We start from the raw sequence: 14989 nt of genomic DNA on the forward strand, positions 1-14989 counted from the left end.
ATCCTCCCGGCCCGGAAACCGTGACCGCCCACACCCCACACGAGGGCGCTGTGGGCGCCGCTTCCTAGGATCAGTCCCATGTCGAAACCCCCCGTCTCGCCCGCCGACAGCCCGCTGCGGGCCCTGTGGGAGCGACACCGCGCCTACCGGGGCCGCTTCGTGGCCGCCGTCGCCACCTCGACCCTCAACAAGGTCGCCGACGTGATGCCGGAGCTGTTGATCGGCGCCGCGGTGGACGTGGTGGTCCGCGGTGAGGGCTCCTTCGTCGCCGACCTGCTCGGCGTCGAGTCACGGCACGAGCAGCTGGTCTGGCTGGCGGTCTTCAACGTCGTGGTCTGGCTGGTCGAGTCCGCGAGCCAGTACGTCGCCGACGTGCTGTGGCGGGGCCTGGCCCAGGGCGTGGAGCACGACCTGCGGGTGGAGGCCTACGACCACGTCCAGCACCTCGACGTGGGCTGGCACGAGGGACGGCCCCAGGGCTCGACCCTGGCGACCCTGAACGACGACGTGAACCAGCTGGAGAGGTTCCTCGACGTCGGGGCTCCGGCCATCCTGCAGACCGCGCTCAACATCCTGCTGGTCGGCGCCGTCTTCGCCGTGACCTCCTGGCAGCTGATGCTGCTCGCCTTCCTGCCCATCCCGCTGATCGTCGCGGGTTCGCTGCTCTTCCAGCGCCGGCTCGAGCCGCTCTACGCCCGGGTCCGCGACGCCGTCGGGGACCTGTCCGGGACGCTGAGCGCCAACCTGGCCGGCATCACCACCATCAAGGCCTTCACCGCCGAGGACCGCGAACGGGACCGGGTGGCGGCGGTCTCGAGCGCGTACCGGGAGGCCAACACCGCGGCGATCCGCTCCTCCGCCGCCTTCGTGCCCCTGGTCCGGATGACCATCCTGGTCGGCTTCACCTGCACCCTGCTGTTCGGCGGCTGGGCGACCCTGGACGGCGACATCGAGGTCGGCATGTACTCGGTGTTGGTCTTCATGACCCAGCGGCTGCTGTGGCCGTTGACCGAGGTCGCCACCGTCCTGGACCTCTACCAGCGGGGCCGCGCCTCCACCACCCGGATCCTCACCCTGCTGGCCGAGACCAGCTCGGTCCCGGTGGGCGAGCGCACGCTGGCTCCCCCCGTGGCGGGTCGGCTCGAGCTGCGCGAGGTGCGGGCCGGCTACGGCGACGGGCCCGACGTGCTGCGCGGGATCGACCTGGTGGTCCCGGCCGGGGAGACCCACGCCGTGGTGGGCTCCACGGGGGCGGGCAAGTCCACCCTGCTGCGCCTGGTGCTGCGCTTCGACGACCCCCGTTCCGGTCAGGTGCTCCTGGACGGCGAGGACGTGCGGCAGCTCGACTGGGACTCGATCCGCGGCTCCATGGGCTACGTCTCCCAGGACGTCTACCTCTTCGCCGGCACCATCGGCGACAACATCGCCTACGGCCGCCCCGACGCGAGCCGCGAGGAGATCCGCGCCGCCGCGGAGGCGGCCGCCGCCTGGGAGTTCATCGAGAAGCTCCCCGGAGGGCTGGACGCCCCCGTCGGCGAGCGCGGCGTCACCCTGTCCGGCGGGCAGCGGCAGCGGATGGCGCTGGCCCGCGCGCTGCTGCGCCGTCCCGCCGTGCTGGTGCTCGACGAGGCCACCAGCGCGGTGGACAACGAGACCGAGGCCGCGATCCAGCGCTCCCTGCGCGTGGCCACCGCCGACTGCACCGCCCTGGTGGTGGCGCACCGGCTCTCCACGGTGCGGCACGCCGACCGGATCTGGGTGCTGGACGCCGGCGAGGTCGTCGAGTCGGGCACCCACGACGAGCTCGTCGCCCACGGCGGGGTGTACGCCGACCTGTGGGCGGTGCAGACCGGGTCCGCGCGCCTCTGAGGCTGCTCAGCCCCCGCGCTTGCCCGGCCCGTCGTTGCCCGCGATCCGGATCCGCACGAGCGAGGCGCCGCCCACCAGCATCGCCGGGTCCGGATCGAGCAGCTCGAGCGCGATCGTCTCCTTGGCCTCGCGACGGGAGTCCTGCCGGATCTGCACACCGAAGGACTTCGTCGTCTCGCCCGGGGCGAAGACCAGCGTGCCCTCGGCGAGCCGGAAGTCCTTGCCGGGAGTCGCCGTACCTCCGCGGAGGCGGTAGCGCACCGTGTGGGTCCGGTCGCTGGGGGCCAGGAGCCGCACCGGCACCCAGGTCGTGCGCCGCTTCTCGCGCACGGTCCAGTCGGTGCGGGCGAACGAGACCTCCGGGGTGTCGCTGATCCACCGGGCACGCTCGGTCAGCCACGTCCGCAGGAACGCGACCTCGCCGTCGAAGGAGTCCGCGTGCACGCTGCCGGAGACCTGACCCTCCGGGCCGTGCCACAGCTGCCAGTCACGGGTCGCGGCCTCACGCAGCACGTCAGCCGAGGCGGGGAGGCCGGCCACCAGCGCCTCGAAGGTCGGGCGCAGCGCTGTCCAGCGGGCACGGACGCGGGCCGCGAAGGTCGGGTCTTGGAACATCCGGGCGACCCAGTGCTTGCCCGTGCGGGTGTGCCATCCCTCGGGGAGCGTGGTGGCGTTCCACTTGCTGCCGGCGCTCAGGTCAAAGTCCCAGACCGGACCCATCGCGAACTTCTCCCCCGGCGCCCAGGTGACGAAGACGCTGGAGTGGAAGTTGGAGTCCTGGTTGCGGAAGAGCTCCTCGAGCAGGTACCAGTCGATGACGGAGTCGACGTCGATGTGCGCGGCGTACCCCTTCTCCGGGTGGGCGAACCCACGACCGTAGAGCACGTCCTCGAAGCGCCCCACCGCGCCCTTGATGATGCGGCGCTGGCGGACGGTGAGCTCGTCGGGGTCGTTGAAGGCGACCGGGGTGCCACGCCGGGACTTGAACCCCGGGTCACCGGACCGGCGGAACCGGGCGTCGATCTCCAGCAGGTGCCCGTTCTTCGGCACCACCACCCGGCTCCTGCCGAGCTCCACCTGGTCGGTGAGCAGGTAGAGGCCCTGGGACTGTCCGTTGACGACGAGGTCGACGTAGCGCGCGCCCGGCGTCCAGGGCAGCCGGGTGTGGCGCGCCATCTCGAAGGCGAGGTGGTTGCGCAGGGCGCTGCGGTCGGCGAAGTTGGCCAGCAGCACCCACTCCTGCGCGGCGGGCATCCCCAGCAGGCCCGCGGCGGACTTGAGCTTCAGCTTGTAGGGCTTCTTGGCCCAGCCCCAGGTGGAGTTCCCACGGCCGCGGATCTCCAGCTTCCGGGTCACCCCGTCCAGCTGCATGGTGGCGTCCAGGTAGTCGTCCTTGCTGATGATCGGGGCGGCGCCCTCGGTGTCGATCACCAGCGTCACCGGGGCAGGCACCGGGGCAGGCACGGGCGCCTGGCGTGCCGCTTCGGCAGGGGCCACCCCGGACAGCGTCGGGGACAGCAGGGCCAGGGCCAGCAGCACCGCGGCAGCCCTCGCGAGGGCGAGGACCGGGGCGGTGCGGGAGGAGGAACTCGTGCGGGTCATGCGCAGAGCATGCCGGTCCGAGCGGCTCCTGACCAGCGGAGCGGACGTGAAGAAGGCCTGGACCGCGACGCGGACCAGGCCTGTTCAGTGGTGGAGCTGAGGGGATTCGAACCCCTGACCTTCTCATTGCGAACGAGACGCGCTACCAACTGCGCCACAGCCCCAGTGCACCTTGTGAGTGCGTCGAAAAGATAGCACCCGGCCCCGGGCCGGGCCGAATCAGGACCCGACCGCGCGGTGCCTCTCAGCCTCGGCCGCGGCGGCCTCGGCCTGCTGGCTCTCCTCCGCCGACCGCGCCAGTGCGGAGTCCGCCTGGGAGCGGCCCGAGGTCCACACCCCGGTGGAGTCGAGGTCGATGGTCTGGACGCTGCGGCGCACGGCCGCGGGCTTGGAGACGTAGGTCGGCAGCGTCACCGGGATCATGTCCCACATCGAGGGGTCGGTGGCCACCACCTCGGGCACGGTGGCGACCACGGCGTCCATGGAGACGCTGGAGTCGGTCACCGGGTTGATCGCCGCGTCGACGGCCGGGATGCCCGCGGTCTTCTCGGTGGACGACTCCGTGACGGCGCGGCGCACGACCGGCACCGCGCGCTCCTTCGTCACCATCAGCCGGCAGGCGACCAGCCAGGCCGCCAGCAGCGCACCGGGCAGGGCGACGTACCACCAGCTGATCACGCCGCTCGCCGCGACGGCACCCACGACGACCAGCAGCAGCAGCAGCGCGCTCAGCACGTTGCGGCGCCGGCGTGCCGCCCGGTTGGCGGCCGCCCGACGGGCGGCGACGGTCGCGACGACCGGCTCCGGCCCCTTGGTCTCGATCACCGGCACCGAGGCGGCACGTCCCGGGGTGACCACCAGACGGGCGTCGCGGCGGCTCACCGGCTCGCGCCGGGCCAGGACCCGCATCGTGGCCGAGAACCGGTCCACCGACCGGCTTCGCTGCACCTCGTCATGGTGCTTGAGCGCCTTGGGGATCAGGTAGACGGCCCACGCCACAGCAACGGCGACGAAGATAAGTGCGCTCAGGTCCACACCTCAGAGGTTAGGTTCGCTGAGCGACCATGGGGCGGACGTCACCGGTGTGTCGCAAGACAACTGTTGTGACTACTGGGATTCCGACCGAAAGTCCTGCTCCGAAGCGGCGCGTAGCCGGGCCAGCATGCTCCCGGGGACCTCCTCGACGGTGACCGCGTAGATCCGGTGGTCCCGCCAGGCGCCGTCGATGTGCAGGAATCGCGGGGCGTAGCCGATCTCGGCCAGCCCCAGCTTCTCCACCACGCGCAGGGAGTTGGTGTTCTCCGGACGGACGCAGATCTCGATCCGGTGCAGGCCGGCGGTGGAGAAGCAGTGGTCGATGACCATCGCGACCGCGCGCGGAATGACGCCGCGGCCGGCGACCGCCTGGTCCAGCCAGTAGCCGACCGAAGCGAGCTGGGCCGAGCCGCGCACGATGTTGTTCACCGTCACCTGCCCGACCAGGCTCCCCTCGAGCTCGACCACGAAGGGCATGGTGGTGCCCTCGCGGGCCTTGCGCTGCAAGGTCCTGACCAGCTGGCGGTACGTCGCCGGGCGGCTCTCCGCGCCCGGCGGCACGGTGGCCTCCCACCGCTGCAGCCAGGCCGCGTTGCGCATCCGGCAGCGGCTCCAGGCCTGCTCGTCGGCGTACTCGATGGGGCGCAGCACGAGGTCGCCATCGCTCAGCCGGGCCGGCCACCCCGGAGCCCGGCCGGGCAGCAGGGGCCTCACGGGGCACCCCGGTCGTGGTCTCCGCCCACCAGCTGCTCGACCGCGTGCACCAGGACCGGCTCCAGCACCGCCAGGCCGTCCTTCACCCCGCCCGGGGAACCGGGCAGGTTGACCACCAGGCAGGTGCCTCGCACCCCGGCGAGCCCCCGGGAGAGCATCGCGGTCGGCACCCCCTTGGCCACCCCGCGGGCCCGGATCGCCTCGGCGATGCCCGGCACCTCGAAGTCCAGGACGGCCGCGGTCGCCTCCGGCGTCCGGTCTGTCGGGGTCAGGCCCGTGCCGCCGGTGGTGAGCACCACGCGCGCATCCGCCGCGACCGCGGCCCGGATCGCCTCCCCCACCGGCTCGCCGTCGTGGACCACCACGGCGTCACCGGCCAAGAACCCGAGCCCCACCAGGAAGTCCACGATGAGCGGGCCCGTCTCGTCGGGGTAGACACCGTCGGCTGCCCGGTTCGAGGCGACGACGACCGCGCCCGGCAGGCCGGTCACGCCGACCAGTCCCCCGACTTGCCGCCGGTCTTGGTCTCCACCCGGATGTCGGTGATGACGGCCGCCTTGTCCACGGCCTTGACCATGTCGACGACCGTCAGCGCCGCGGTGGCGACGGCCGTCAGCGCCTCCATCTCCACGCCGGTGCGGTCGGTGGTGGAGACGCTCGCGGAGATCGCCACGGCGTCATCCTGCACCTCCAGGTCGACGCTGACCGCGGAGAGCGCCAGCGGGTGGCACAACGGGATCAGCGACGGGGTCTGCTTGGCGCCCATGATGCCGGCCAGCCGGGCCACCGCCAGGGTGTCGCCCTTGGGCACCCCGGCGCCACGCAGGAGCTCGACCACCCTCGCCGAGACCAGGACCCGGCCCGACGCGGTCGCGGTGCGGGCGGTCACGGCCTTGGCGGAGACGTCCACCATCCGGGCGGCGCCGGCCTCGTCGACGTGGGTCAGTCGGTCCATGCCTGACACTCTCAGAACTCCTCGTCCAGGCACAGCACCTGGACCATCTCGCCGGCGGAGACGCTCGCGACGTCCTCGGGCACCACGACCAGGGCGTTAGCGTTGGCCAGGTCGCCGATCAGGTGCGAGCCGTGGCCGCCCACCGGTGAGACGAACGGGCCGCCGCCGTCGACGGCGAAGGCGCCGCGCACGAACTGCCGCTTGCCCGGGACCGAGGAGATCGGGTGGGTGAGCCGGGCCCGGCGGGTGGGCCGTTCGTAGGGCAGCTTGCCCATCATCCGGCGCAGCGCCGGGAGCACGAAGACCTGGAAGGAGATGTAGGCCGAGACCGGGTTGCCGGGCAGCGTGAAGATCGGCACCCGGTCCTCCCCCACGGTGCCGAAGCCCTGCGGCTTTCCGGGCTGCATCGCGACCCGGCCGAACCACACCGTGCCGAGCTCGGAGAGAGCCTCCTTGACCACGTCGTAGTCGCCCTCGCTGACGCCGCCGCTGGTGACCACCAGGTCGGCGCGCACCAGCTGGTCGCTGAGCGCCTCCCGGAAGGCCCGCGGCTCGTCCGGCACGATCCCCACCCGGTACGCCGTCGCACCGGCCGCCCGCGCGGCGGCCGCGAGCAGGAAGGAGTTGCCGTCGTAGATGGAGTCGTGCCCCAGCGCCGTGCCCGGGTCGCGCAGCTCGGAGCCGGTGGAGATGATCACCACCCGGGGCCGGGGGCGGGAGCGCACCGTCGCCCGTCCGACCGAGGCCAGCAGCCCGAGGTGCCTCGGCCCCAGCACGGTGCCGTGCTCGAGCAGCTTGTCGCCGACCGAGACGTCCTCGCCGGTGCGCCGGATGTGCTGTCCCAGCGAGGGGGCGCGGGCGATCTCGACCTGGACCACTCCCCGGTCGGTCCACTCGTACGGCACCACGCAGTCCGCGCCGGTGGGCACCGGCGCACCGGTCATGATCTTCACCGCCGTGCCGGGCGAGAGCGCCAGCAGCTTGGCCTGGCCGGCGCCGATCTCGCCCACCACGGGCAGCCGCACCGGGGAGTCCTGGGTCGCGCCGACGACGTCGTCGAGGCGGACGGCGTACCCGTCCATCGCGGAGTTGTCGAAGGACGGCAGGGCGACCTCGGCGAAGACGTCCTCGGCCACCGCCATACCCAGCGCCTCCATCAGCGGCTGGGGGAAGTCCGAGAGGGGGGACACCCCGGCCAGGACGCGCTGGACCAGGTCGTCGACGGCCAGCAGGTCAGGCATCGGTGTCCTCGCCGACCAGCACCGCACCCGGGGCGATGCGCTGGGCCGAAGGGCTGTCGAGGGCGACGTCGCCCTCGAGCACCACCCCACGCCCGAAGGTCCAGTCCCCGCTCACCCGCAACGAGCGGGCCGCCCGCATGGACGGCGCACCCTCGGGGAAGCGCTTGTCGAACTCCCCGACCAGCTTGTAGAAGTCGCTGTCGAGGTCGACGAACGGCACCCGGTCGCTGGCCTGGTCCAGGACGAAGTCCGCACCGAGGTCGTAGATGTCCGAGCGCAGCACCAGCAGGTCGTTGGTGGTCTTGACCGGCACGAACCGGTCGCGCCCGACCTCGATGGTGCGCGCCCCGTCGAAGACCTCGATCGCCGCGCCCATCGCGGTCTCCACCTGGATCACCTCCGGGGACGCGGGGTCCGCGGGATCGACGTTCTTGACGTTGCGGATCAGCGGCAAGCCCAGGATCCCCTGGCGGGCGTCCAGCAGGTCCTGCATCGCCTGGAGGTCGAACCACAGGTTGTTGGTGGAGGTGTACTTGTGCCGGTCCAGGTCGGCCAGGGCCTCCTTGTCGGCCTCCAGCGTCTGCGCGGACTCGCGGAGCACGATGCGGCCGTCGCTGCGGCGGCGGGCGAAGTGGCCGCCCTTGCGGTCCGACGGGGTACGCCGGACCGCCTCGATCGCGAACGGCGCACCGGAGGTGGCGAACCAGCCGGCCACCTGGGGGTCCGGCACCGCGCCGAGGTTGTCGGAGTTGGAGACGAACGCGTAGCGGTAGCCGGCCGCGATGAGCTGCGCCAGCAGCCCGCTGGAGCGCAGCGCGGTGTAGATGTCGCCGTGACCGGGCGGGCACCACTCCAGGTCGGGGTCCCGGGGCCAGGCGACCGGCTGCAGCGTCTTGGCGAGCAGCTTGGGCTCCTTGTTCTGCAGGAACTCCAGCGGCAGCCCCTCGACCGGGAGCTCGTCGTAGCGCGCGAGGGCCGCCATCGTGTCCTCGGAGGTGCGGAAGCTGTTCATGAAGATCAGCGGGAGCCGGGCGTCGTACTTGTCCCGCAGGTGCAGCACCTGGCGGGCGATGATGTCGAGGAAGGAGAGTCCGCGGCGCACGCACAGCAGCGACTTGGCCCGGTCCATCCCCATCGAGGTGCCCAGACCGCCGTTCAGCTTGATCACCACGCAGGCGCCGATGGCCTCGGCCGCGTCAGCCTCGGCGACCTGGGCGTCGGCCAGGGACTCCATGTCCAGCGGCTCGATCGACTCCTCGGGGACCATCCCGGTCTCACCGTGCTCGAGGAGGCGGAAGTAGTGCGCGAACGTCTCGACGGCGAGCTCGTCGACGCCCGCCTCGCGCATCTTGGTGCGGGCCCGGTCGAGCCCGCTGTTGTTGCCGTTGCTAGCCATGACACCGATCGTAGGCTGATCGGCGTGAATCCCCACCAGGTGCCCACCGCCAAGCTCGCGCTGCGCGACCAGGTGCTGGCCGCCCGACGTCGCCGGTCGCTGGCGGAGTCCGCCGAGCTCGCGGCCCGCACCTGCGAGCACCTGCTCGCGCACCCCGCCGTACGCCGGGCCGGATGCGTCGCGGCGTACGTCTCGGTGAGCCGGGAGCCGGGCACCGGACTGCTGCTCGAGGCGCTCCGTGCGGCCGGCAAACGGGTGCTGCTGCCGGTGCTGCTGGCCGACAACGACCTGGACTGGGCGGTCTACACCTCGGCCGAGGACCTGCTCCCGGCGGCCCGGGGCACCCTGGCGCCCCGGGGCCCGCTGCTGGGGGTCGAGGCGATCGCCGCCGCCGACGCCGTGCTGGTGCCGGGGCTGGCGGTCTCGCCGTCCGGACTGCGGCTGGGCCGGGGCGGCGGCTCCTACGACCGGGCCCTGGCCCGGGTGCCCGTCGGCACCTTCACCGCGGTGCTGCTGCACCCCGACGAGGTCGGTCTGGACGTCCCCGGCCAGGACCACGACCGGACGGTCACCGCGGTCGCCACCGGCGACGGGGTGCTGACCCTCAACGCTGGGGGCTGAGCACCAGGGTGTCCTCGGCGGCGTCCTCGACGCCCTTGCGACCGAAGACCCACGGCAGGGTGCGCCCGCCGACGTACAGCTCGGTCTGGTCCACGTAGTGCCCGCTGGCCGGATGCCCCGAGACGCCGGTGAGGTTGATCCACCGGGAGTCGTCGAAGTCGGTGAGCGAGACCACCATCCGCATCGAGGGCGCCGAGGTGACCTGGTAGCCCTGGGAGGCGTCCCAGCCGGTGGCGTTGACCACCCCGGAGCCGCCGCCGACCTCGAAGCCGTCACGGTTCAGCAGCCACTCGACCGGGCCGATCCCGGAGCCGCCGAGCGTCTGGTTGCGCAGGTCGAGGCGGTGCAGGTGTCCCCAGCTCCACTCCTGGGGCCGCACGGACTGACGCTTGGTGATCTCGTCGCGCGCGGCCATCAGCGCCGCCCGCAGGACGTCGTCGCGGACCTCCCGCACGTCCTCGGTGCGGCGGTCGTCCCACAGGTCGGCTGCCGGGTCGTCGAGCAGGTCCGCCACCACCTGGAACCACCGGTCGCCCCCGGTCGGCGCGATCCGGGCGCGCAGGTCGTCGGCGAAGGCGAGGCGCAGCAGGTTGGACCACACCACGTTGAAGTACGCCGCGGCGCCGCTCTCGGCGCCCTCCCGCAGGTCCCAGTCGGCCAGCTCCGCGAGCCCTTCGCGGTAGTAGCCACGCGGCAGCCCGTCCACGTCGAGCAGGTAGGGCACCAGGGTGGCAGCGATCGGGTTGAGCTCGTCGGTCTGCATCGCGGCCATCTCGTCGACGGTGATGTCTCCCCCGTCGGCCAGCTCGGCCTCGAGCAGGTCCCGGATCCGCTCGGAGCGGTAGCCGTGGTCCCAGTCCGAGGTCAGCGCGTAGGGGTAGTCCGGCCCGATGACCGCCTGGTTGGCGGTGACGATGAACCCCTCCTCGGGGTCCAGCACCGAGGGCAGGCCGTCGAAGGGGACGAACTCCCCGGTCCAGTCGTTCTCCGGCAGCCATCCCTTGGCGGGCATGGAGCCGTCGTTGCCGGACTGGCGGATCGGCACCAGGCCGGGGGCCTGGTAGCCGATGTGGCCCTCCCGGTCGGCGTAGACCAGGTTCTGGGACGGCACCGCGAAGCGGGAGGCCGCGGCGCGGAACTCGTCCCAGTCCGCGGCCCGGTTGAGCAGCAGGATCGCGTCGGCAGTGGTGCTCGGCTGCAGCGCGGTCCACGCCAGGGACACGGCGTAACCGCCGGCGTTGGCCCCCACCGAGCTGATCTCGCCGGAGACGTCGGAGATCAGTGGTCCGTGGGCGGTGGCGCGCACCCGCAGCGTGAAGTCGTCGGCGTCGCGGACCACGATGGTCTCCTCGCGCACCCGCAGCGGCTCCTGGCGGCCGTCGTAGGTCCACGTGCTGCCCTGCACCTTCTCCAGGAACAGGTCGGAGACGTCCGGGCCCAGGTTGGTGAAGCCCCAGGCGATGTCGGCGTTGTGGCCGATGACCACCCCGGGGATCCCGGAGAAGGTGAAGCCGGCGACGTCCAGGGTGCAGTCGGCGTCGACGACACGACAGTGCAGGCCCATCTGCATCCAGATGCCCGGCAGGCTCACCCCCAGGTGCGGGTCGTTGGCCAGCAGCGGCTGCCCCGTGGCGGTGTGCTCGCCCGCGACCACCCAGGAGTTGGAGCCCAGCGCGTCGCCCCGCCCGATCAGCGCGGGCATCTCCTCCAGGGAGTCCCGCAGTCCGTCCAGGGCGGCGACCGCCTCGGGCGCCAGGGCCACGCGACGCGGGTTGCGGGTGGCGTTGCGGGTCGCGTCCTGCTCGAACACCCCGTCGACCACCGCGCCCTGGGTGACGATCGGCGTGGCGCGGTCGAAGTCGTAGGGCGGGAAGAGCGTGGCGACGCCCTCGGGGCTCTGGTCCAGCGAGGTCACCACCCGGTCGATCTCCTCGCTCATGTTGCCGCGCAGGTCCCAGGCCATCGCCTTGAGCCAGGCCAGCGAGTCCACCGCGGTCCACGGCTCGGGGGTGTAGTCCAGGCCGCTGGCGCGCAGCAGCGTGTACTCCACGGCGATGTCGGAGGTCGAGTGCTGGGACAGGTAGGCGTTGACCCCGGCGGCGTAGGAGTCCAGGGCGGAGCGGGTCTCGGCGCTGATCAGCCCCAGCTCCTGCTCGGCCACCCGGCGCCAGCCCATGGTCCGGATCATCTTGTCGGTCTCCAGGCCGTCGGTGCCGAAGAGCTCGGCGAGCCGGCCCGCGGTCACGTGGCGCCGCACGTCCATCTCGTAGAACCGCTCCTGGGCGTGGACGTAGCCCTGGGCCCGCATCAGGTCGGCGTCGGAGTCGGCGTACACCTGGGGGATGCCGTGCTCGTCGCGGAGCACCTCCACCTCGGCCCCCAGCCCGGGAAGCTCCACCTCCCCCGAGGTCTGGGGCAGCGGCTTGCGGTAGAGCACCAGGCCCCCGATGGCGGCCGCCAGCAGCACCAGGACGAGCCCGGTCGCGACGTACGCCGGGATGCGGGCCCAGCGCGGCCAGCCCCGGAAGGTGCGCCACCAGGAGCGGCGAACGACAGGCTCGTCGGGGCTGTCGTGGGCGGAGACGGTCTGGTCGGTCATTGCCGGTCATTGTGCCCTTCCGCTCTGACGTAACATGTGCGCCGTGCCGACCTACCAGTACGCCTGCACCGAGTGCGGGCACGCGTTCGAGCAGTTCCAGAGCTTCAACGACGACGCGCTGACGGTCTGCCCTCAGTGCGACGGGCGCCTGCGCAAGGTGTTCAACGCCGTGGGCGTGGTCTTCAAGGGATCTGGTTTCTACCGGACCGACAGCCGCTCCGGCACCTCGGCCAGCGTGCCGGCTGCCTCGGACTCGTCCTCCTCGAAGCCCGCCCCCGCAGCGGCGTCGGACTCTGGCTCGTCCTCGTCCTCCAGCTCATCCGCGCCTGCCGCCAGCTGACCTGTGGACGCCGCAGGCGCCCGCACGACCTGTGGATGACGGCACCGGCCGGAGCCCCGCCTCGCCCTAGCGTCGAGGCATGCCCTCCGTGCGCTCCCCCGCAGCCCGCGTCCGCGACCTGCGCCGCCGAGTGCTGGCGCACCGCCGCCTCCTGGCCTTCGGGTGCGCCGCAGCGGCGGCTGCCGCCGCGGTCACCGCGACCGCGCCGCCGCCCGCCCCGTCAGAGCGGGTGCTCGTGGCGACGCGCGACCTGTCCTCGGGCACCGTCCTCGCGCCGGGCGACCTGACCCGGGCCGCATGGCCCGCGGGCGCCGCCCCGGACGGCGCGGTGCGGCTCGCGGTGGGTCGCACCCTGGCGGCTCCGGTGCGCCGCGGCGAGCCGCTGACCGACTTCCGGCTCACCGCGCCGGGGCTGCTCCAGGGCTATCCGGGCCTGGTGGCGCTGCCGGTCCGGGTCCCCGACCCGGCCGTGGTGGCACTGCTGCGGGTCGGGGACCGCGTCGACCTGCTGGCCGCCGATCCCGAGACGGCGACTGCCGAGGTGGTGGCCCGCTCCGCCCCGGTGCTGGCGCTGCCGAGCGAGGTCGAGTCACCCGCTCAGGGCGTCGCCGGCCGCCTGGTGGTGCTGGGTGTGGAGCCGGACGAGGTGGCCCCGGTCTCGGTCGCAGCCGTCAGGGACTTCATCACGCTCACCTTCTCGGGCTAGTTTGAAACGTCCTACCCGTCGCCCTCCCCCGTGGAGGAACCCCGAGGAGATCGCATGACCGGCTTCAAGAACTTCATCATGAAGGGCAATCTCGTCGAGCTGGCCGTCGCCTTCATCATGGCCACCGCCTTCGCGGCGGTCGTCACGGCCACGGTGGCCCTGCTCATGGACCTGGTGGGCAAGATCGGGGACCAGCCGGACTTCTCCAACTACGCCCCCGGGGGCGTCTCGGTGGGCGCCTGGCTCACCGCGGTGATCTCGTTCCTGATCCTGGCGGCGGTCGTCTACTTCGCGATCGTGCTGCCCTACACCAAGGTCCAGGACCGGTACTTCCCCAAGTCCGAGGAGGGCACGCCGCAGGACATCGCCCTGCTGGAGGAGATCCGCGACCTGCTCAAGACCCGGGGCGTCTGACCCCCGGGCGGTACCTCGCGCAGCTCAGCTCCCGTGGTGGGGCGGGACCTGCGAGCGCAGCCAGTCGTCGCTGCTCCGGTCCCGCTCCGTGCCGTCGGCCGGGTCCCGCTCGTCGCTGGTGGTCTCCGGCATCACGTCGCCGAAGATCTCGGCCAGGCGCCGTCGGCGTTCCCAGTCGGCCCCGCGGTTCGGCTCGCCGCTCACGCGCAGAGACCGTTCTCCCGGGCCGCCTCGACCTCTTCCTCGCTCGGCCCCACAGTCGGGGTGGGGGTGGGGGTGGCTGACTCCGTCGGGGTGTCGCTGGGGGTCGGCCTCGGAGAAGAGGTCTGGCTGGGCGTCTGGGTGGACACCGTGGTGGGGGGCTTCTCGGCGCTGATGGCGCCCTCGCTCAGACCTGCGGTCAGCGGCTTGTCGCGCAGGATCTTGCGCCAGAGCCGGTTGGCGTCCTTGGTCCACAGGACGTCGTACGACGGACGCTCGTACTCCCACGGCACGGTGATGAACTGGATGTTGTCCAGGCCGATGCCCTGCACGGTCAGCGCGAGCTTGCCGAGCTCGGACAGGTTGTCCAGCCCGGGCGAGACGGTCAGGGACTTGGTCGCGGCGTTGGTGAACCGGACGAGGCGGTCGGGCCGGGTCAGGGTGCCGGCGGAGACCACCTTGTTGATCATCGAGGCGATGAAGGTCTGCTGGCGCTTGATCCGGCCCAGGTCGGACTTGTTGCCCACGGCGTAGCGCACCCGGACGTAGTCCAGGGCCTCGTCGCCGCGCAGCTCGCGGTCCCGGCCGGCCTTGATGTTGATGCCGTGCGCCGGGTCGATGATGTCCTGGGGCACGCAGACGTTGACCCCGTCGACAGCGTTCACCATGTCCTGGAAGCCCGCGAAGTTGACCACCACGAAGTCGTTGACCCCGATGCCCGTGATCTGCTCGAACTGCTCGACCACGCAGGCCTCACCGCCCAGGGCGTAGGCCTTGTTCCACTTCTCGTCCACGCCGCCCGGGATCTCGTTGTCCGGGCCGCAGTCGGGACGGGTGACGAGCGAGTCCCGCGGGATGGAGATGCCGTAGGCGCGCTTCCGGTCTCCGGAGAGGTGCAGCAGGATCGTGGTGTCCGAGCCGCCGCCGCCGGCCTCGTTGTCGATGTCGCAGCCCTCGCACGAGCGGGTGTCGTCGCCCATCAGCAGCACGTTGAGGGCGTCGCCCTCGGCCAGCTCGGGGCGGTCGTCGACGTCGTCGAACGCCCCGGAGACCGTCAGGTTGGAGTTGAGGTGGCGGTACAGGAAGACGATGGAGAGCCCGGTGACCAAGGCCAGCACCAGCATCGAGGCGACCACGACCGCGCCGATGGTGTTCTTCTTCTTGGCCGCGCCGCGGCGCTTGGGGGCGCCGTCGTCGTCGGGCTCGCCCGGCGTCTCGTCAGACACGCACACCTCGTCGCTGCTCAGGACAGGCCCCGTCTTGCTGGACGGGGCTACACGTCGAACCTACGTGACG

15 protein-coding genes and 1 tRNA gene are annotated in these 14989 nt (G+C 72.2%); 5 read left to right on the top strand and 11 right to left on the bottom strand.

All coding sequences use genetic code 11. The features are described 5' to 3' along the window. Positions 1-78: 78 nt before the first annotated feature. Positions 79-1869, top strand: a complete 1791-nt coding sequence (locus tag C5H89_RS02495; RefSeq protein ID WP_104105515.1) for an ABC transporter ATP-binding protein — start codon at positions 79-81, stop codon at positions 1867-1869. A gap of 6 nt (positions 1870-1875) precedes the next feature. Here the strand turns inward: C5H89_RS02495 and C5H89_RS02500 are convergent, their stop codons facing one another. The 8 genes from C5H89_RS02500 to C5H89_RS02535 all read right to left on the bottom strand — a co-directional run bounded on the left by C5H89_RS02500 (position 1876) and on the right by C5H89_RS02535 (position 8812). Further along, positions 1876-3471 (bottom strand): CotH kinase family protein, encoded by a 1596-nt coding sequence (locus tag C5H89_RS02500; protein ID WP_104105516.1) that lies wholly within the window; start codon positions 3469-3471, stop codon positions 1876-1878. Positions 3472-3559: 88 nt separating this feature from the next. Then, positions 3560-3635 (bottom strand) — tRNA-Ala (locus C5H89_RS02505). Between the two features lie 55 nt (positions 3636-3690). After that, a complete protein-coding gene (locus C5H89_RS02510; protein ID WP_162799176.1) occupies positions 3691-4506 on the bottom strand; it encodes a hypothetical protein in 816 nt (271 codons plus the stop codon). Between the two features lie 72 nt (positions 4507-4578). Next, positions 4579-5220 (bottom strand): GNAT family protein, encoded by a 642-nt coding sequence (locus C5H89_RS02515; protein ID WP_240181653.1) that lies wholly within the window; start codon positions 5218-5220, stop codon positions 4579-4581. After that, entirely contained in the window at positions 5217-5702 is a 486-nt protein-coding gene (locus C5H89_RS02520) for a molybdenum cofactor synthesis domain-containing protein (RefSeq protein WP_205304846.1), read from the bottom strand. Before C5H89_RS02520 ends, C5H89_RS02515 begins: the two co-directional genes overlap by 4 nt. 5 nt (positions 5703-5707) lie before the next feature. Continuing rightward, entirely contained in the window at positions 5708-6175 is a 468-nt protein-coding gene (gene moaC, locus C5H89_RS02525) for a cyclic pyranopterin monophosphate synthase MoaC (RefSeq protein WP_199286700.1), read from the bottom strand. Between the two features lie 11 nt (positions 6176-6186). Beyond that, positions 6187-7416 (bottom strand): gephyrin-like molybdotransferase Glp, encoded by a 1230-nt coding sequence (gene glp, locus C5H89_RS02530; protein ID WP_104105519.1) that lies wholly within the window; start codon positions 7414-7416, stop codon positions 6187-6189. Next, positions 7409-8812, bottom strand: a complete 1404-nt coding sequence (locus C5H89_RS02535; RefSeq protein ID WP_104105520.1) for a UTP--glucose-1-phosphate uridylyltransferase — start codon at positions 8810-8812, stop codon at positions 7409-7411. Before C5H89_RS02535 ends, glp begins: the two co-directional genes overlap by 8 nt. Before the next feature lie 24 nt (positions 8813-8836). Between C5H89_RS02535 and C5H89_RS02540 the strand changes: the two genes are divergently transcribed. Next, entirely contained in the window at positions 8837-9433 is a 597-nt protein-coding gene (locus C5H89_RS02540; RefSeq protein ID WP_104105521.1) for a 5-formyltetrahydrofolate cyclo-ligase, read from the top strand. On the opposite strand, the gene C5H89_RS02545 is transcribed toward C5H89_RS02540, so the two are convergent. Beyond that, positions 9417-12032 (bottom strand): penicillin acylase family protein, encoded by a 2616-nt coding sequence (locus tag C5H89_RS02545; protein WP_104105522.1) that lies wholly within the window; start codon positions 12030-12032, stop codon positions 9417-9419. The two genes, C5H89_RS02540 and C5H89_RS02545, sit on opposite strands and share 17 nt — an antisense overlap. A gap of 43 nt (positions 12033-12075) precedes the next feature. On the opposite strand from C5H89_RS02545, the gene C5H89_RS02550 reads away from it, so the two are divergent. The 3 genes from C5H89_RS02550 (at position 12076) to C5H89_RS02560 (ending at position 13492) form a co-directional block, all read left to right on the top strand. Next, positions 12076-12372 (top strand): FmdB family zinc ribbon protein, encoded by a 297-nt coding sequence (locus C5H89_RS02550; RefSeq protein WP_104105737.1) that lies wholly within the window; start codon positions 12076-12078, stop codon positions 12370-12372. Between the two features lie 79 nt (positions 12373-12451). Continuing rightward, entirely contained in the window at positions 12452-13078 is a 627-nt protein-coding gene (locus C5H89_RS02555) for an SAF domain-containing protein (RefSeq protein WP_104105523.1), read from the top strand. Positions 13079-13132: 54 nt separating this feature from the next. Further along, positions 13133-13492 (top strand): MscL family protein, encoded by a 360-nt coding sequence (locus tag C5H89_RS02560; protein ID WP_104105524.1) that lies wholly within the window; start codon positions 13133-13135, stop codon positions 13490-13492. Positions 13493-13516: 24 nt separating this feature from the next. Here the strand turns inward: C5H89_RS02560 and C5H89_RS02565 are convergent, their stop codons facing one another. Continuing rightward, positions 13517-13696 (bottom strand): hypothetical protein, encoded by a 180-nt coding sequence (locus tag C5H89_RS02565; RefSeq protein ID WP_104105525.1) that lies wholly within the window; start codon positions 13694-13696, stop codon positions 13517-13519. Further along, positions 13693-14919: an LCP family protein gene (locus tag C5H89_RS02570; protein ID WP_240181654.1), complete on the bottom strand. Its 1227-nt coding sequence runs from the start codon at positions 14917-14919 to the stop codon at positions 13693-13695. The genes C5H89_RS02565 and C5H89_RS02570 overlap by 4 nt, the downstream gene beginning before the upstream one ends. Positions 14920-14989: the final 70 nt, after the last annotated feature.

Source organism: Nocardioides sp. 616 (assembly GCF_002930065.1).
GTDB classification, from domain to species: Bacteria; Actinomycetota; Actinomycetes; order Propionibacteriales; family Nocardioidaceae; genus Nocardioides; species Nocardioides houyundeii.